Raw genomic sequence first — 19038 nt, 5'->3', positions numbered from 1 at the left:
GTTCCTTTTTTATTGTTGATTAGTATTACAACTATCTATTCAGAATCATAATTAACGCTCGCCAAAGGCCCGACTGACATTGGTGTAAATCGGTTTCCATAAATACTGGAAGACACTTTTTTCTCCCGTTGTAATATCCACCTCTCCTGTCATTCCTGGTAATAAAGAAAAAGCGTCAGGATCATCACGAAAATACGATTTTTCAATAGATACCGTAACTTCGTAATAAATATCCCCTCTTTCATTTTTACTGGTCGTTGGTGATATTTTTTCAACCTCTCCCTTTAATGCACCAAAGCGACTGTAATCAAACGCATCCACTTTAATTCGTGCGGGTTGACCAATAGAAACAAAACCAATATCACGAGGTGATAAACGAGCTTTAAAACTTGCTTTACCCTCTACTGGCACTATTTCTGCAATCGTACCTCCAGGGACAATAACTCCGCCATTTTGAGTTGATGGAATACTTTGAACCAATCCTTTTACTGGCGATTTAACTACAGTATCTAATACTTTTTCTTTACCAGAACGAATACGTGCTCTTAATCCACTTAAATCCGCTTCTGCTTTAGAACGCTCAATATTAGCCTGAACTCTGGCCTCTGCCCCTATCTGTTTTAACTGAGCGCCCACGGTTTCCGCTTTACGCTTCAACACATTCTCTTGACTCTTTGCTTGTTGGATCTCTTTTTCTATCGAAGCTAATTTTTGCTTCATTTCTAAAACTCTTAATTTAGAAATATTCCCTGCTTTTTGACCCTTAATTAATATGTCTAATTCTTGTTTAGTCGCATTCAATTGACGTTGATAAACAGGCAACTCAGTTTGTAATCCTTCCAATTCTGCGGCGACTTGGGCTTGCTCTTTAATCACAGCGCTGCGTTTTTGAAAAAACAATTCCTTCTCTGCGGCAAGTTGTTTTAACTGCTGAGATACCTGTCGAGGATAAAAATCAGCGTATTGTGAGAAATCAGGGTCACGTATTTCTACCAATGAATTTAAACGCTCAATCGTTAATTCTAACGCTGCTCTTTGTGCATTCAACTCATCTAATGCGGTATTCTGAAATTTAGAATCAAACTCAACTAATGTTTGACCTTTTTCAACCAACTCACCTTCAGAAACCAAAATTGATTTAAGCCGCCCACCGGTTTCACTTTGAATGATTTGGCGCTCCCCTTCAGGAATAACAGCACCTTTAGCTTTGGCAATCTCGTCAACTTTAGTGAATACCGACCATGCTATAAATAGAACTAAACAAACAGCAATAAAATAAGTACTCAATGACAATAAACGAGCCGTCACTCTTGATTCAACAACATCCACATTTTGCTTGTTCATAGAGAGGCCTCCATTGCTATCTCTGTATTTGAATTATCTGGTAACGGTCCTGCGTATACGAGTGACCCGCCATCAAGAATGATCACTTGGTCTGCTAATTTAATTAATTCAGGATCATGTGATGAAAACACAATTGTCGATCTTCCTTTACGTTGAGATATCCATAGTTGGAACAAGTCACGCGAAGCGGTATCCATGACCGGATTATCCAATAAATAAAACGGATACTCATGAAGATACAATTTTGCTTGCGACAACACTTTAGCTTCATACCCTGATAAAGCATGAGAAATACTCGCCACTATCGATTCATTCAGTTGAGTATCTAAACCACAAGATAACGTATCAAACCATGCTTTTCCCCCAACCTGCTCAATCGCATCAATCATAAGATCATCAGTAAGGTTTCGATTATCACTAACAAACTCTCGAATGGTTAATAATAAAAGCTCAGGCTTTGCCGAGTAGTATCCCAACCATTGACGGTATATTTGAGGATCGTATTGCGATAAGTTATGTCCATTCACTTTGATTACCCCACTTTGTGGTTGGTTTAACCCCGCAAGCAATTCTAACAACGCCGTTTTTCCACTAGCCATTGGCCCAGTAATGACGACCACCTGTCCTGGTTCTATTTTCAGTGAAATCCCAGAGAGCGCAGGCTTCATTTGTTGAGGGAAACGTAGCGTAATTTGTTCTAATTCAATGGTCGGCTTCTCCGACGATAAAGAGTGATGCTGAAATGAGAAGTCACCTTCTATTTTTTGATTAATCGACTGATTGATTTGTAACCTAGCTTGCTTTGTTTGCGTAAAACGAGAGCCACTATTCGCAAGCATTTGTGCTGGTCCTGTCACACGAGAGATCAGCATCATGGTTGCGATCAATCCCCCTGCCGTCATCGCTTGATTAAAGATAAGACCAATACCAAGAGCGATTACCGCCAATGTACTAAGTAAACCTAAAGCATAATAAATCGAGGTATACTTGGCTTGATGACTACTATGAAAAAAACTATTTTTGGCTGCTAATACATTAGCTTTTTCGAATCGTTTTATCCAAAACTCATTCATATTTGCACTACGTAAAAAAGCCAATTTACTATTTAATTCAAATAATAAAGAATAACGATTCGTTCCAGATATCGTTGTTTGATGAGATGTTCTCATCAGCTTTTTTTGACTGTGATGAGCTAACCCGTAATAGCAAAGAAGTGAAAGAAGAGGCACAAGAACTAGCCATCCTCCTAAAAAACCAATCGCAATAATAAAGAGGAGAACAAAAGGAAGGTCAAACAATGCTCCCCCAAGAGGACCTTGAAGTAATCCCTTAAAACTCTCAGCTGTCGTTAGCCGTGACATTAATGCTGACGATGACAATGAACGATTCACCAACAATGAAGAACTAAATATTCGGTATAGCACCTTTTCAGAGATCTCTCGACTAATACGATTTGAAATGGTCGTTAACAATTGGCTTCGTATGACTTTTAATAACAGCATCATCGTAAATAACAACGCTGCTCCAATTGCAATACCGCCAAGTTCATGACCTGCATCTCCACCAATGACATGATCATAAATAGACATAGTAATAAAAGGGATGGCCAACGCAAACACATTAGCAAAGAAGCTAATACACAGCAGCATCGGTAATAATGACTTAAATTTATCTATCCGTTCGCCAACCCAATCTGTCGAGTTTCTCTCTCTAGGTTGTTCATGAATAAGAACGACAAGAGATGAGATAGCGTAACGGGGTAATGAATCACTTTCAAATTCATCTTGTTGGTAAGTTTGAAAATCATTTAATAAAAATCGACAAACTTTAATGTCATCATCCGTAATATACAATGCTGCTAAATGCGATTTTGAAGCAAGCTTTTTAGTATAAGGGTGCACTGTATATGCAATACCTAATCGATCCAATAATGTAAAAACATCATCCATACTTTCAAGTCGGTTTGATGCTATCCATTCCTGACTAAAAGCATGAACATTGGTATTAACATCCATCGCCATCAATAAATTAATGACCTGCGATTGATAACTCTTATCCATTAACCTTCTCCTTGCAATGGTATAAGCTCTGCTTGCGTTTTTGCTAACTCAACTAAAAGCGGATGATCAGTATTTAAAATAATGGTTTTGCCATTACTTGATAAAATTGAAAGTACTTTTGCTAACCGAGTTACTGATTCAATATCTAACGCAATTTCAGGTTTATCTAAAAATAACAACGGCACCGGCTTTGCTAGTTGACAGACTAGAGAAACCAATTTCACACCACCTTGACTTAATTGCTCACCTAACTGAAAACCCACTTTTGTTTCTAAACCGTTAGGCAATTCTGAAATAACTTTATCTAAACCAAGCGCCTTAATTAATGGCAATACCTCTTTTACCTGATTAACATTAAATCCCGTTAAGTTATCTAAAAGCGAACCAGAAATAAGTATAGGGCGGCTTGTCACAAACGCTGTTTGATTTCTATAATCATAATAATCACTAGTGGATACTTGATTATTCCAAAGTAGTTTTCCTTCTGTTTTGGCCTCTAACCCAGATAGATTAATCACCAGTTGACTGAGTAGATCGGTATCCCTTCCATGGAAGGTAACAATATCGCCTTTATTTACCGAAAGCCTTAATTGGTGACGAAAACCAAAACGCTCAATGCAATAATCCTTGGCTGTTAAAGATTCAAATACAGGCAGTTTTTCCGATGTTACTGCTTCTTTTGAAGCTATATTCTGAAATAAATCTTTTACTGAATTATTGGCAACTTGAAATGAGCTGTATTTTAAACGTAATCCCACTAATGCACTCATTGGGGCAACCGCTCGACCAGATAAGATAGAACACGCGGCTAATCCTCCGGTAGTTAATTCACCAGATAATACCGACAAACTGCCAATAATAACCATAACAACAGAGGTTCCCAACGCGGCAATTTGGATGCATTCTTGTGCGATAGCCGTATTACGCTCTGATTCTGCGATAGATAGCCATCGATTTTGGTTTAATTCCTTAAAGTATTGAAATGTTCGTGATTCTGCTGCTTGTTTTTTTACCCCTTCAAGCATCGTAAAAACAATAACTAAGAAATTCATTCGACTGATTTCATTTCCTGCTGCAGTCTTAGCATGCTGATATGATTTATTCGAAAACAAACAAACAAACACTGCCGCAACAACCCAAACAACAATAGGAATAAGAACAAGTTCCCCTCCCACATAAGCAACTAATGAAAGGAAAATAAGCACAAAGGGCACATCAATTAACCCACTCAGTAAACCGCCGGAATAGAACTCTTTAATTGAAGAGATCCCCTTCAACCCTTCCTGAAGATGGCCAGGCTTTAAACTCAATAATTGCTTAGCAGGCAGTTCAGTAAGTTGATGTAAAATATAAGAATACATCTTTGTTTCTGTATTTATTGAGGCAGCGGCTAATATCCAAGAACGTACGAAGCGAAGAAAAGCATCTATTAAAATAGCAATACTCGCACCACTAAGAAGCAGTACCGCAGTGCCATAGCTTTGATTTGGTAAAATTCGATCGTAAATTTGCAGAACAACGAGAGGAATTGATAACGATAAGATATTAATAAGTAACGATGAAGGTAAAACCCGCAGCATTGTTCTTTTTTGATTAGAGCGGTAAGAAGACAACAAATCCATTTATAGTCACCTAATAGTAATTATGCATAAATCAAGTCTTGGACAAGAATCATTAATTATCAAGTAAATAATTGGTTTTATTGTTTTTATGCACTAGGTTAAAGGTTAGATATCACATATTTTTACGAGGGTGCAATGAAACGGATTTCATTAAAAACGTACTTATTCATTATTTTTGCGACTATTTTTATCCTATTTTCAATCAATTTATATACAAATATAAAAAGTGCCGTCACAAAACTATCAAGCGAACATATATCTGACGTTGCCGAACTTCACCAGCAAATTATCAGTAATAACGTAAACTTCACCATATACCAAATAGATGCATTAGCAGAAGAGATCTCTGGTATAACATCACTGGATATTCATAATATCCCACCATCGTTAATTAACTTTACATCTTCCGCTTTCTCTCACTTTCCCGCATTAACTAATGTGTATATCTATGATATTAAAAACAATGGTATTAATTTAAAAAACATCGACGGTAACATCGAAGCAATATTTGCAACCAGTTCATCATTGGAGAAAATGTGGAACACAAATAAAACGTACACCGTCAATGATGAATATCTATATTTAAGTCGTTCTAAAAATGCGAACCTCAAAATTATCTTACAAATATCAACGGCCATTTTCTTTGAAACGAAAGACCATCAACTGGTTAACAAACGTAACGTTGGGTTTTATCTTTACGACTATCAATTAAAAGAAATCATTTACTCTGATCATGTGCCCACTCCTTTATCTTATTCACAGCTGCAAGGCGTTTTACATAATGAGCATGAGACCGTATCTCTTGATGGTTCAACCTACACCGCTTTTGTTCACAAATTAAATCATAGATCTCTTTATTTTGTTTCTCTCATCCCTGAAAGTGTAATTAATCAGAATTTTAATACCGTCTCTAATGATTTATTTTTGAATATCATCGCCTACATTTTTCTCGCGATATTGATTATATTCCTATCCACATCTTACATATCAAAACGGCTAGTTACGCTCCTAAAAAACGCACAGAAAATAAATCACTTCCAATTTAATCAACAACAAAAACAAAATTCGATTGTTAAAGAAATTCACAACCTCAGCAGCACACTTGAAACAATGGATAAAACCATCGATGATATTTTAAAAATGGTTTTCATCATTGCAAAAAGCGGTAATCTATTTCAGTTAGGCGCGGTTGTTGACAAAAAAATACATCAAATTACGACAGGACACAGTTATCTTTATGTCACCAATAACGAGAGTACATTAAGCAGTATCGAGGGTGGGAAAAAGATCCCTATCAAGAATCAAGATAAATCTTATTACTACGATGCTTCTGTCCATTACTTCAATTTACATAATGATAAGAAAAAGCTTATTGGCTGCCTACTCATTGAAGTCCCTCTTAATCATACTGTCCCTAAATACCGGCTATTATTTATTGAACGTTTAGTTCAAATAATCGCAATTTCAATTGATAAAAATAAACTTCTAGAGCAACAAAAAAACCTCTTACTTTCTTTTACTAAATCGATTGCTTCTGCCATTGATGCAAAATCGCCTCATACTGCAGGCCATTGTCAGAGAGTGCCGGAATTAACCCTAATGTTAGCAAGATCGGCTCAAAAAAATGAAACACAGTGGAAAGAGTTTTCGCTTAGTGAACCTGAGTGGGAAGAGTTGTACCTTGCTTCTTGGCTGCACGATTGTGGGAAACTAACCACTGCAGATCACGTAATAGATAAAGCAACAAAACTGGACATGTTTACTAACCGTATTCATGAAATTCGCACTCGATTTGAAGTACTAAAACGAGACGCCGAAATCCTTTATTTAAAAACAATTATTGAACATAAAGAGAATACGCCCGAATTAGAGCGAAACTACCATGATACGATCGCTCAATTAGACAATGAGTTTTCTTTTATTGCGGAGTCCAATCTTGGTAATGAATTCTTCAGTGAAGAAAATCAACATAGACTACAACAAATAGCACAAAGAAATTTTGTGAGAACCTTAGACAAACAACTTGGACTATCATGGGAAGAAACTCAACGTCTTTCTGATGATGAAAAAGTAACCCCCTCTGTCGAACTCATTTTACAAGATAACCGCAGCCAACAAATACCGTGGGATATAAACAAAGCTACCGATACGCGATTTGCACTCCAACCATTTGAGTTTAAATTTAATTTCGGAGAAGTTTATAATCTATCAGCACAGCGCGGTACCCTTACGAACGAAGAGCGCTTCTTAATAAATGATCATATTATTCAAACCATCACCATGCTTGAAGCCCTTCCTTATCCTGAGCACTTAAAAAACATCCCGATAATTGCAGGTGGGCACCATGAACAAATGTCAGGCAAAGGTTACCCTTATTCAGTTCCGGCATCAGAGCTCCCCGTAACCGCAAGGATGATGGCTATTGCTGATATTTTTGAAGCACTTACCGCCAATGACCGTCCTTATAAAACACCTAAAACATTGTCTGAATCATTAAAAATATTGGCTTTCATGGCAAAAAATCAACATATAGATAAAGAGATATTCCAACTATTTTTAGAAGATGACGTTTACCTTGAGTACGCTCACAAATTTTTAAAACCAGAACAAATTGATGACGTTGATGTTTCGACTTACCTTACTCTTGCAAATTCATGAACAAAAAAAACGCCATTTTAAACAAATAAAATGGCGGTTTTATTTTTACGGTATCCTACGTTTATTTTTCTTTAAATCGTAAGAGACGCAATGCATTTAATGTAACTAATGCCGTTGCTCCACTATCAGCAAGAACAGCAACCCATAGGCCGGTAATACCAAACAAGCTTGTCACTAAGAATATGGATTTTAATCCCAGCGCTAGCGTAATGTTCTGGCGAATATTACTTAGTGTTGCTTTTGACAGCGCAACCATTGGTGCAAGTTCTTCTAATCGATTATGAGTTAACGCTGCATCAGCCGTTTCTAGAGCAACATCCGTTCCCCCGCCCATCGCGATACCAATAGAGGCAGTTTTCATTGCTGGCGCATCATTAATACCATCACCGACCATTGCCGTTTTTGCTTTTGCTGTTAACAGCTCAACGTATTTCACTTTGTCTGACGGTAATAAACCCGCTTTATAGTCAATATTCAGCTCTGCAGCAATCGCTTTGGCAGCACGTTCGTTATCACCCGTTAACATGATGGGTGTAATGCCGAGTGCAACTAACTTCTGAACTGCAATTTTCGCATCAGGACGTAATTCATCTCTCCACGCTAATAAACCAGATATTTGATCATTTACTAGCACTAAAACAACCGTTTTTCCTTGCTCTTCTAAAAACGCGATTTGGCTCTCGGCTTCAGAAGTAACTTCTCCATCAAATTGTTGAGGCGCATAAAGTGCGATTCGTTTTTCATCAACGACCCCTTTTATCCCTTTACCTACAACCGTTTCACGATCATCCGCTTCAATAACCATCAGGCCTTGTTCTTGTGCTTTTATTACCACCGCTTTTGCTAATGGATGTGACGACCCCATCTCTACCGCGGCTGATTGCAATAAGATACTGTCTTCAGTTTCCGTCTCAACAAGTACTCGAATATCAGTGAGAACTGGCTTACCTTGCGTTAAGGTACCTGTCTTATCAAACGCGATATTTTTAATATGGCCTAGCTCTTCTAATGCTGCGCCACCTTTAATTAACGCCCCTCTTTTCGCTGCCGTTGCCAAACCAGAAGTTATAGCTGCGGGTGTTGATATCACTAACGCACACGGACAAGCGATAAGTAGCATTGCTAAACCACGGTAAATCCACGTATCCCATGATTGACCAAACATCAATGGTGGAATAATAATAACGAGTAGTGATAACAGCATCATTGCTGGTGTGTACCAACGGCTGAATTTATCAAGAAAACGCTCTAACGGTGCTTTACGGGATTCCGCTTCTTCAATCAAATGTAAGATACGATCAATCGCGTTTTCACCTTGAGCTGACGTTATCTCGATTTCAATTACACGGTCATTAACAATCGACCCTGCCATTAATACATCACCCGTCTTTTTATCAACAGGAACAGACTCTCCCGTTAAGGCACTTTCATCAAAAGAAGCAAACTCTGACGCTAATATTGCATCGGCAGCTAAACGATCGCCTGGAGAAACTTGAACTCTGTCTCCGACTTTCAGATCGGAAGCCGAAACCTCTTCTTTAGTGCCATCTTTATTGATGCGTAGCGCTGTATCTGGCACTAAGTCCATTAACGCTTTTACGCCACTACGAGCTTTCGCTGACGCATAGCCTTCTAATTGTTCACCTAACATAAACAATAAGATAACCATAGCGGCTTCAACCGTTTCACCTAAATACACAGCACCAATAGCGGCAACTGTCATTAACGTTTCTATCGAAAATGGAGAGCCATTGATAGCTAAACGAATCGCTTTTTTACCAATTGGAATAAGGCCAAATAAACCAGCAACCGTGAATGCAATGGTCCCGAGTTCTTTGTTAACTAAATTAATACCTGTCGCAATGACTAAAAAGGCAACAAGGATGATCAATAAAATATTTTTACGCCAAAATGGTTGTGCATCACTTTCTGATGCGTTTTTTGACCCCATGTCAGATAATGGAAAACCCGTGGTTTTCGCGACACTAATTACTCGCTCAAACGCCGCTTCGTTATTGGTTCTTACCGTCAGTTTCTCTGTTGCAAAGATAACGTTAGCGTCCGTCACTTCTGGAATGGCAAGAATCGCTTTTTTTAATTTAGCAGCACAACTTGGGCAATCCATGTCAGCAATCAGCCAACTGCGAGAAAAAGTACTTGTTGCAGGAATGGCAACTGAGGGGTCCGATTCTCCAGGATCCGAACTACAACAAGAATCACCGTCACTTGACTTATCAACTGAACTACAGCAATCAGACACTGCCGATTCCGCTTTAATGCTTGTGATTTGTGGTGCGGCACAACATGAGCTTGAAGGGTTATGTTTGTGATCGTGATTGTGTTGCTTGGTGTTGAGATCGAGTGTTTTATGAGATGTACACATGAGAATATCCTTTCTTACTGTTAGGTATTATTAACTATTACAGTCACTATAAACCTTAGAGTTAACTCTAAGGTCAAGCGATAACATTAATTAATACAAAAAGAATAAGATCAAAAAAAGGCACCGAGGTGCCTTTCATTAATTACCAATGTCTAACCGTACAATAACTGACAAATTTGTAATCGGGAGATGGTGAATGCTACTAAATGATTAAACTGGATGTTTAAAACAATGACCAATCGATTCACTGATCGCTTGCAGTACATTACGTCGAGTAATAATACCAACCAATTTACCACCATCGACAACAGGGTAAATTTTAGGTTTATCCGCCGTCATACTTTGTGCAAGCTCGATAATATTATCTTCAGGCGTTACCGTTAAGACATCTTGTCTCATTACATCACCAACAACGTGCGTATCTTGGCAATGGTAACTCACACCCAAAAGTGACTTAATCAAATCTTGTTCTGAAATAAATCCAATCACTTCTCTTTGTTCATTAACAACGGGGCCGCCAATATGTTGTGAAGTAATAAATTGGTCTAACGCTGCTGATAATGACATATCCGCTGTCAAAGAAAGTGGGCGTGCGCTCATGTATTGTTTTACTTTTTTATTTTCCATCATGTATACCCCTAGCAATCGCTATCTTTTATTTTGATAACTTAAGTGTGGACTATTTTTAGAAAAAAGCTAAATCACTCTTTCCTATCTCTGTGATGGATGAAACCTATTAAGAAAAAAAACAGATAAAATTATGAGCTACCTAACAATACATCAATAAGAATTTTTTTATTTTGCTCAACTGATGACATTACATTCTCGTAACCTGCGGTGTTATTGGTCTTTTCCATTCGATGAATAATCGCCAAACATTGTTTAATGTTTTTAGGATCTTTCATCAAATTTTTCCCTCTTAATGTTAGCGTTAATAACATGTAATTAAGATCCGAAGAATAAGGGTACGTTTGACCGATTTTTACCAATTGTAGATTGTTTTCATCCGCAGACTTTTGAGCTCTTAGCCATTGGTATACTTTATTCAACTTTTGAAAATGGGCCATCGATTGCTGTAATAACTGAGGGGCCGTTTTTTTAAGTCCAGCTTGATCAAACATTTTATACAGTGTGACACACAGCTTTATTTCCCCCGCCATTGCTAGCACACCAAAAGTAGCAACACGAAATTCATCAGAAGCAACTTTTCGATTAGAAAGAAAACGATGATAATTTAATACCGCAATCGCTTTTGCTTTATAACGCTTACCTTGCTTATACAATTGACGAGCAACAAGTACATTAATGAACCCTTGCAGTTCATCGCGTTTATCCATAGAAATACGTTTCTTTAATGTCATAATTAATTGACCAAAGAAGCATTTATAATCGTTTTTATTAAAAACGACGTTCGTTTTATAAACAGCATTAGCAAGATCTATTACCATTCGGTTTAATGTCGAAGGAGTAATCCCTATATGATAAAAACGTTTCATGACCATATTATGCAATAATAATGATTCATTGTTCTCGATGATAAAATCAAGAAACGCATAAAATACATCGTCATTTTTAGGATTATTTTCATACGCTTTTGTAAGTGCAATCTGAACCTTACTCGTATGCTTTGCTTCTGCATAAATAGCAGAAAGCATAAAATTCGCTTGGAACTGATAACGCTTTGAGCGTAATAATAATTCAAGAACAGGAATCGCTTTTGGTTTCTCAACCATTTCACAATAAGCCATTAAGTTCTGAGGCATGATCTCGCTTTTATCATGGCGTTGGTATACTTTTTTAAATGTGACAGAATCTTTCGCTTTATTTAACTCTTCTAATGTCATGTTTAAAAGCATACGGTTCTTATACGTGCCAGTATAAGTTTGAGCTCGCTTAATAAAAGCCGCTTGGGAGTTATTGACTTCAGCAATCAATTTCTCAATCAATAAGGTTAAATTGAATGATTTACGAATTAACTCATCAATATAACCAAAATTAATTGGGCTATTTACAACAAAATCAGGGAAGAGTTCTCTCGCATTGATTTCATCGACTTGAGACTCTTCATTTTCAATATCAATAATAAAGATTGGTCGCTTACCAAATTTAGCTTTAGCTCGTGCACTCTTAACGATGTCCGATATTACTTCATGTTCAGAATAACGATATTCAATGAAGTAATATTCATACACGGGCAAATCAGACGCCTTCATACTTACATTAAAGTTATCTGCACTCTTAAAGCCCGCCTTTTGAAAAAATTGGCGGATCTGGGTACTACGTTCTCGTTTTTCAGTGAAAACAAGAACATTCATGTGCGGAATACGTTTAATTAATTCAGCGGTGCTCATCTATATTATTAACTCTAATTAGAAACATTGATTACAATATAACAACCCGTAAATAACAAAATGGTAGTAATACCACCGCTTTATCATTCGTTTATAAAAAATAGTTCTACAACTATGTGTAAAATCCGCGCTACTTTACCATAAAGTAACGCAGAGTCATTCCAATATTAAATATTTGTCAGTAGCGCTTGTAAGGGGTGCTTTAATTGCTCTCCTTCAAATCGTTTAACCTGACTACGACATGAATATCCAGTAACTAAACATCGATCTTTATCTAACACTTTAAGGTTAGCTTTCCAGCTTAGATCATAGACGGCTTTAGACGTTTCAACTTTATCGGCTTCATGACCATACGTCCCAGCCATTCCACAACAACCAACAGGTACGGTATGCAGTGTTAATCCAAAGTGGTTAAATATTTCTCCCCACTCTTTCTCCGCATTTGGCATTTTTGTTTTCTCTGTACAGTGAGCAAACAATTTCCATGGCCTAACATCAATAATGTTCGATTTGTTAAACTCAACTAATCGCGGCATTAACCATTCATGAACCGTGAGAACTTCAAAATCACCACGTTGGTCTTTAAGCATTTCTGCGTATTCATCTCTATAACAAAGAACCAATGCAGGATCCACGCCAACCATTGGAATATCCAGTGTCGCAATTTGATTTAGAAACTCACTCGTATTCTTTGCTGTTGAGGTAAATTGTTTTAAGAAACCTTTTACGTGTTGAGCTTTTCCATTTGGTTTAAATGGCAGCAGTATTGGTTTTAAACCTAAACGCTGTATTAACTCAATAAAATCACTGATAACACTCGCATCATAGTAGCTAGTGAAAGGGTCTTGAACAATCAACACATAACTCTGCTTCTCTTTATCAGACAACCCTTTCAAGGTTTCTAGGTTAAATGTCTCAATATCTCGTTCTCGACATTTTTCTTTTAAGGTAGGAACAGATAACAATGGCATATCAACATACCCAATCGCACGCTTCGTCATGCTTTGTGTAAGACTTTGCTTTAAAACACCATTAATTACGGTTGGCATCGTTGCCATTATAGGTAACATCGTTTCAATATTTGCCACCAAGTAATCTTTTACTGGGCGCTGGTAACGACTGTGATACATATTTAAAAAGCGTGAACGAAAGCTTGGTACGTCAACTTTTATTGGGCATTGGCTTGCACATGCTTTACATGCTAAACACCCCATCATCGCCTCATGTACTTCATGAGAGTAATCGTATTCTTTCTCTTTATTTATACGATTACGAATACGGTCGATGATTTGTTTTATCGATGGACGCTTTGTTAATAAATCGTGCTCTAACTTGACGGGATCAACACCTTGCTCAGCCAATTGACGTAGCCATTCACGTACAAGGCCGGCTCGCCCTTTTGGTGAATGACGGCGATCAGAAGTCACTTTCATTGATGGGCACATTGGCGAACTGGTTTCGTAATTAAAACATAAACCATTGCCATTACATTCCATCGCTTGATTAAAGCTATCTCTGACTTCAACAGGAATTTGGCGATCATAAAACCCACGTTTAGTGTCACTCACTTTGACAAGCTCATCAGTACTGTCTAATGGTGTACAAATTTTGCCTGGGTTCATTTTATTGTAAGGGTCAAACGCGGCTTTTACTCTTCTCAACTCAGTAAAAAGCTCATCACCAAAAAATTCAGGACCATATTCTGAACGGAAACCTTTACCATGTTCTCCCCACATTAAGCCGCCGTATTTAGAAACCAAAGCCACCACTTGATCAGAAATCGTATGCATTAAAGCTTCTTGTTCCGGATCGCACATATCCAATGCAGGACGAACATGAAGTACGCCAGCATCAACATGACCAAACATACCGTAGTTAAGTTTGTGCCCATCAAGTAGGGTTCTAAATTCTTGAATGAAATCGGCTAAATTTTCAGGAGGTACGCAAGTATCTTCAGCAAAAGCAACGGGCTTAGCCGCGCCTTTTGTAGCACCGAGTAACCCAACGGCTTTTTTACGCATGGTGTAAATACGGCCAATACTTGCCACATCTTGTGTCACTTGATAGCCGATTAACCCTGATTTACCACTTTCCATCAACACATCAAGTTTTTCGATTAACGCAGACACTTGCTGATCGACTTCTTGTTGATCTGCGCCTGCAAACTCAACCATATTTAGGCCAAGCATATCTTTGTTTGGTACATCAGTGATGAGATCACTCACGCTATGCCAAACAATGTCTTGTTTCGCAAAATTTAAAACTCGAGAATCAATTGTTTCAACAGATAATGCGTTTGCATCAACCATGAATGCCGCATTTCTTAATGCCGCATCAAAACTGTCATATTTCACGTTGATTAAGGTTCTTGCCTTTGGAATAGGCGTAATATTTACAATGGCTTCAGTGAGAAAAGCCAAAGACCCTTCTGCGCCACACAGCACTCGAGTAATATCAAAATTGTCCGTTTCAATATTCAACGCATTTTTTAGGTCATACCCCGTCAAGAAACGGTTTAACGGAGGGAATTTATCCGTAATTTGTTGACGTTTAGTTCGGCATACTGATTCCGTCACTTCAAGAGCCGTTAATGCCGCTTTCGGTTGATTCTCTTTGGTTAAAGCCGTATCTAACACAGTACCATTAGCTAAAATAGCAGTGACACTTAATACATGATCGGATGTTTTACCGTATTTGAGTGATCCCTGACCGGAAGCATCGGTATTAATCATGCCCCCAAGTGTTGCTCGGTTACTGGTTGATAAATCAGGAGAAAAGAAAAAACCATACGGACGAAGTGCATCATTAAGTTGGTCTTTAATAAGCCCAGCTTGAACTTTGGCCCAGCCTTCTAGCGGATTAATCTCGATCACTTTATTCATATGACGAGAGAGATCAACCACAATACCTTTTGTTAATGATTGTCCATTAGTTCCCGTACCGCCTCCTCTAGGAGAAAAGGTAATCCCTCTAAATTCAGGTTTATCTGCCAGTGCAGCAAGACACTGAACATCCTCAGTGAAACGGGGCAATAACACCGCTTGTGGTAGTTGCTGGTAGACGCTGTTATCGGTAGATACCGCTAAGCGACTGGCGTAAGTGGTTTCTATATCGCCTTTAAAATCAGTATGTTTTAAGGCTTCTAGATAAGTTAATACAACAGAATCGATAGTCGATTGAAATTTTAACGCTGGTAACATTGCTTCCATGCTCCTTCACTTGCTGATCCCTCAGCACCATATTGTTGTTCTAAACACACTTTACAACATCTCGCGTGGATAAAACATCAAACCTATGCTATATCAACCAAATATTTTATGTCTTGAATTAATACTCACACACAAACCTAATGCCCTCTTATTCCTTTTAGCTGTGGCACTGTTCTTGCTTTAGTATATGGCCCATATTAGAAAGTCGTCGATTCAATGATCACGCGATATGGCATCAGCTCCTCTTAACTCATTTTGATAGAGAACGTTATGAAACCTGCGATAAGAAAAAATAAAACAATTACAACTGATGATATTTTATTAACGTTGTGCCGCTCGATGTCAGGCGTATTAACGAAGGCAACTCAAAGTTCAGTTAATTACTCAGCCATGGTTCAAAAAATATCGAAAACAAGCTTAAAACCAGACTTTGGTTGCTTTGTTTTATTTGATGGTGGTTTCTCTGGATTGGTTATCACTAACTTCACAAAAGATGCCGCTCTTGAGTTGTATACTCGATACATGCAAACAATGGGCATGCCTGCTGAAGAACTTGCTATCTTGCATACATCAGACGAAGTTGGTGACGTATTGGGTGAGTTAATGAATCAAATCGTAGGTGATTTTACGGGTCAAATCCGCAAACAGCTTCAAACCACGATTTCGCAAAACCAACCAAAAATGTTGGCCTTAAATAAGCAAGTCATTCTGTCTGTAGATACGAACCTTGATCGCCCTCAAGCACGTCGTGTTACATTTACGACTCAAAATAATAATATTTTCTATCTTGAACTAGCGATGGATAAAACAGAGTTTATTCAACTTGAAGAATTCGAACAAGAAGACGAATTCGATGCTGATGATTTGTTCGAACAACATAAAGTTGGAAACAATCAGAAAACGGAACAAAAAATAGAGAATACTCAGGATATTAACGACTCATTATTTGATGAACTAGGCATTTAACGCCCTCTCCTTTTTCAGCCACGAGTCATTTTGACGGTGTTTTTATTTACTTTGATTTTATAAAAACACCCTTATCTCTCTTCTTCTTTTATCATTTCCTTAATAAACCACACCAACCTTTCTTTTATCCCCATTTATTTCATTAAGAACACAAAGTAAGCGCCTCTTCTATCTTCCAAATTTTGAAAGAGAAAGGTAGAATATACGCCCCAAAAAAAGAAAGGATAGATAATGTCATCAGCAAAGCAAAAGGCTCTAAAAAAGATCGCTAAATGTCTTGAACTTGGTAATTCAGCAAATGTGAATGAAGCCGCTCAAGCCATTAGAATGGCGCATCGCCTTATGCTTAAGTATGGTCTTGAGAAAGATGACATTGAGTTTATCAAAATGGGGAAAACGCAAAGTACCCATCTTCTTCCTGCCAATGTAGGCAGTAATATTCTAAAAATCATTCGTGGTATCAATACACGATTTGGGGTTGAAGCGGTTCTGCTGAACCATAAAGGACTAAAAAAAGTAGAATTTATTGGTTCTGCTGATCGCGCTATTTTTGCGGCATTTGCCTTTGATATTGTTTATCGAGAAATGAACGAACAAACAGGCCAATTCAAAAATAGTTTTGCCGGCTCAGGGACTGGGCAACTTGAAGTCACTCGACGTGTGAATTCATTTTTAGCGGGTTGGATTGAAGGCGCGCTTGAAAAATTACCCGTGATTGCCCCTGATGATGATTCTGCAAACAAAATTAATGATTACATTGATAAAGAATTTCAAAATATTGATAGAGAAACATTCAAACAGCAGTTAAGAGAAGCAATGGCAAACATTACTGCTGATTATGAAAAAGGATTAAAGAAAGGCAGAACAATTTCGGTAAGCCGTCCTGTTGGCGGAACTCAAGCCAAGAAATTATTACGCTAATACCGCTGTAATCCACTTCCTCTATAAATAAAAATACCACGATTTATTCGTGGTATTTTTACATTCAGAATCGGCTTCTGTTTTGCATCAATGTCATTAATTCTGAAAAGATAATTACTGGCATTAGCATATTAACCTTCTATATTTACCGCATCATGACACCAATTAGTCACTTGGTACAAAAAGGCCTTACCTTGAGAATCATGAACCGTTTGTTTCACAGAAAAAAGCATGCTTCCACTGCTAATATTCAATGCCGTTGACTCAATCAGTTCCGCAGGTTGAACGCCTATTTTCATTGTTATCAAATCAGCCTGACACAAATAGTGATCTTTCAAATAAGTCACTATAGAGGGTTCATTTTCAGGTTGTTGCCACTTAGGAAAACGCTCTACTGGAATGTATTGATACTGAATAGCCACTTTTCTGCTATCAATAGAGATAACAGATGACAACGCAAGTACATAAGAAAAAGGCGTCAATTGCAACGCATTTGCAATGGCTTTAGGTGCTAATATTTTATGTGCATTGAGGGTGGTTTTTATATAACGTCGTTTTTGATTCGAACATAATACAGCCAGATCTAAATCGACCATCGGATTTAACACGATCCCTTTCGAAGAAACAAACCATCCGCGACGTTCTTCTCGGTATATTTTACCCGATAACTCTAAGTGATAAAGTGCTTCACGAAGCGTAATTCGAGTCGTTGAAAACGCTTCTGCTAGTGTTCTTTCTGATGGTAATTTATGCCCAACTTCTAGCATTCCACTTTCTATTTGCTCTTCAATCGCGTCTTTTATAGCAAGGTATTGCATTCATTATCCTAGGTTTAACGATCAATATTATAACGTCGGTACGTAGACATCATTACTCATATAGCCTTGTAACTCATTGTTACTGAGTAAGCGTCCTTTCTTCACTAGTACAGTTACTCTTATCTTTTCTTTCTCTGCTTTTTGTAAGCGCTCTAATAAAGCCGCTTCAGTATCAATGTAAATTCGCTCTGCATCACGACGACAAAGCTCTATAAACTCATCAGGGCAATCAGAGAAGCACAATACCCATTCGGCTTGTTGCATTAAACGCAGGGACTTTAATGACAACATCTCGGTCTCTTTGTTGTACTCAATCCAATTACGCTCTGCCTGTACTTCTACCGATGATGATAAATGGAGTCTGAATAAATCTTCTAATTCATTTCTAGTCGTTAATTTTTCTATTTCAGGGGATCGCAAAAAAGCTTCCCAAAATTTACGTCGTTCATCCACTGTTGAAAATGCATCTTTAACAACACTGCGTTTGTCTGCACCAAAATCCGCTAACATTGCGATTTTTGTTGATAATTGAGTCTCTAATTGTTCTCTAATTATTCGTATCAAAACAGGTGAAGCACCACCACTAGAAATGGCAACTTGAACTCTTCCTCTGTTCACCATTGACGGGGTAATGAAATCACAATGAGCAGTATCATCAACCACATTAACGAGGATCCCCGCGTTGTGGGCATCTTTATAAACTTGG

12 protein-coding genes are annotated in these 19038 nt (G+C 37.9%); 3 read left to right on the top strand and 9 right to left on the bottom strand.

Annotated features, from left to right (window positions below; genetic code table 11):
• Positions 1 to 51: 51 nt before the first annotated feature.
• The 3 genes from AACV33_RS06705 to AACV33_RS06695 are packed head-to-tail and all read right to left on the bottom strand — an operon-like array spanning position 52 to position 5026.
• Positions 52 to 1344, bottom strand: a complete 1293-nt coding sequence (locus AACV33_RS06705; RefSeq protein ID WP_017023634.1) for an HlyD family type I secretion periplasmic adaptor subunit — start codon at positions 1342 to 1344, stop codon at positions 52 to 54.
• Positions 1341 to 3404 (bottom strand): ABC transporter transmembrane domain-containing protein, encoded by a 2064-nt coding sequence (locus tag AACV33_RS06700; RefSeq protein WP_017023633.1) that lies wholly within the window; start codon positions 3402 to 3404, stop codon positions 1341 to 1343. Before AACV33_RS06700 ends, AACV33_RS06705 begins: the two co-directional genes overlap by 4 nt.
• A complete protein-coding gene (locus tag AACV33_RS06695; protein WP_017023632.1) occupies positions 3404 to 5026 on the bottom strand; it encodes an ABC transporter transmembrane domain-containing protein in 1623 nt (540 codons plus the stop codon). The genes AACV33_RS06700 and AACV33_RS06695 overlap by 1 nt, the downstream gene beginning before the upstream one ends.
• 135 nt (positions 5027 to 5161) lie before the next feature.
• Between AACV33_RS06695 and AACV33_RS06690 the strand changes: the two genes are divergently transcribed.
• Positions 5162 to 7684, top strand: a complete 2523-nt coding sequence (locus tag AACV33_RS06690) for an HD-GYP domain-containing protein (protein ID WP_182699988.1) — start codon at positions 5162 to 5164, stop codon at positions 7682 to 7684.
• 61 nt (positions 7685 to 7745) lie between these two features.
• On the opposite strand, the gene AACV33_RS06685 is transcribed toward AACV33_RS06690, so the two are convergent.
• The 4 genes from AACV33_RS06685 to ydiJ all read right to left on the bottom strand — a co-directional run bounded on the left by AACV33_RS06685 (position 7746) and on the right by ydiJ (position 15618).
• Positions 7746 to 10067, bottom strand: a complete 2322-nt coding sequence (locus AACV33_RS06685) for a zinc/cadmium/mercury/lead-transporting ATPase (protein ID WP_182699987.1) — start codon at positions 10065 to 10067, stop codon at positions 7746 to 7748.
• A gap of 210 nt (positions 10068 to 10277) precedes the next feature.
• The gene (locus AACV33_RS06680; RefSeq protein ID WP_023603473.1) at positions 10278 to 10694 is read right to left on the bottom strand and encodes a CBS domain-containing protein; all 417 of its coding nucleotides are present in this window, start codon (positions 10692 to 10694) and stop codon (positions 10278 to 10280) included.
• 131 nt (positions 10695 to 10825) lie between these two features.
• Complete coding sequence (locus tag AACV33_RS06675; protein WP_023603474.1) at positions 10826 to 12418, bottom strand: hypothetical protein; 1593 nt, start codon at positions 12416 to 12418, stop codon at positions 10826 to 10828.
• A gap of 167 nt (positions 12419 to 12585) precedes the next feature.
• A complete protein-coding gene (ydiJ, locus tag AACV33_RS06670; protein ID WP_182699997.1) occupies positions 12586 to 15618 on the bottom strand; it encodes a D-2-hydroxyglutarate dehydrogenase YdiJ in 3033 nt (1010 codons plus the stop codon).
• A gap of 279 nt (positions 15619 to 15897) precedes the next feature.
• On the opposite strand from ydiJ, the gene AACV33_RS06665 reads away from it, so the two are divergent.
• Together AACV33_RS06665 and AACV33_RS06660 are read left to right on the top strand one after the other, a co-directional pair.
• Entirely contained in the window at positions 15898 to 16593 is a 696-nt protein-coding gene (locus AACV33_RS06665) for a DUF3334 family protein (protein WP_182699986.1), read from the top strand.
• A 231-nt stretch (positions 16594 to 16824) separates the two neighbouring features.
• Positions 16825 to 17514, top strand: coding sequence for a DUF2786 domain-containing protein (locus tag AACV33_RS06660; RefSeq protein WP_012550597.1), 690 nt, complete (start codon positions 16825 to 16827; stop codon positions 17512 to 17514).
• A gap of 131 nt (positions 17515 to 17645) precedes the next feature.
• Here AACV33_RS06660 and AACV33_RS06655 read toward each other — a convergent pair whose 3' ends face one another.
• Complete coding sequence (locus AACV33_RS06655; protein ID WP_017023627.1) at positions 17646 to 18332, bottom strand: GntR family transcriptional regulator; 687 nt, start codon at positions 18330 to 18332, stop codon at positions 17646 to 17648.
• Between the two features lie 27 nt (positions 18333 to 18359).
• A partial coding sequence (locus AACV33_RS06650) for a precorrin-2 dehydrogenase/sirohydrochlorin ferrochelatase family protein (protein ID WP_182699985.1) occupies positions 18360 to 19038 on the bottom strand: 679 nt, incomplete at its 5' end.

Source organism: Aliivibrio sp. SR45-2, from assembly GCF_963890165.1.
In the GTDB taxonomy this organism is placed as follows: Bacteria; Pseudomonadota; Gammaproteobacteria; order Enterobacterales; family Vibrionaceae; genus Aliivibrio; species Aliivibrio salmonicida.
Note: the sequence above shows the minus strand (reverse complement) of the source record. Positions and strands in the feature narration are given on the sequence as shown.

Excerpts from the sequence above, each read along its gene's own strand:
- AACV33_RS06675 (WP_023603474.1), bottom strand. The coding sequence starts at position 12,418 with ATGAGCACCGCTGAATTAATTAAACGTATTCCGCACATGAATGTTCTT.
- ydiJ (WP_182699997.1), bottom strand. The coding sequence starts at position 15,618 with ATGTTACCAGCGTTAAAATTTCAATCGACTATCGATTCTGTTGTATTA.
- AACV33_RS06660 (WP_012550597.1), top strand. The coding sequence starts at position 16,825 with ATGTCATCAGCAAAGCAAAAGGCTCTAAAAAAGATCGCTAAATGTCTT.
- AACV33_RS06705 (WP_017023634.1), bottom strand. The coding sequence starts at position 1,344 with ATGAACAAGCAAAATGTGGATGTTGTTGAATCAAGAGTGACGGCTCGT.
- AACV33_RS06665 (WP_182699986.1), top strand. The coding sequence starts at position 15,898 with ATGAAACCTGCGATAAGAAAAAATAAAACAATTACAACTGATGATATT.
- AACV33_RS06680 (WP_023603473.1), bottom strand. The coding sequence starts at position 10,694 with ATGGAAAATAAAAAAGTAAAACAATACATGAGCGCACGCCCACTTTCT.
- AACV33_RS06695 (WP_017023632.1), bottom strand. The coding sequence starts at position 5,026 with ATGGATTTGTTGTCTTCTTACCGCTCTAATCAAAAAAGAACAATGCTG.
- AACV33_RS06690 (WP_182699988.1), top strand. The coding sequence starts at position 5,162 with ATGAAACGGATTTCATTAAAAACGTACTTATTCATTATTTTTGCGACT.
- AACV33_RS06685 (WP_182699987.1), bottom strand. The coding sequence starts at position 10,067 with ATGTGTACATCTCATAAAACACTCGATCTCAACACCAAGCAACACAAT.
- AACV33_RS06655 (WP_017023627.1), bottom strand. The coding sequence starts at position 18,332 with ATGCAATACCTTGCTATAAAAGACGCGATTGAAGAGCAAATAGAAAGT.
- AACV33_RS06700 (WP_017023633.1), bottom strand. The coding sequence starts at position 3,404 with ATGGATAAGAGTTATCAATCGCAGGTCATTAATTTATTGATGGCGATG.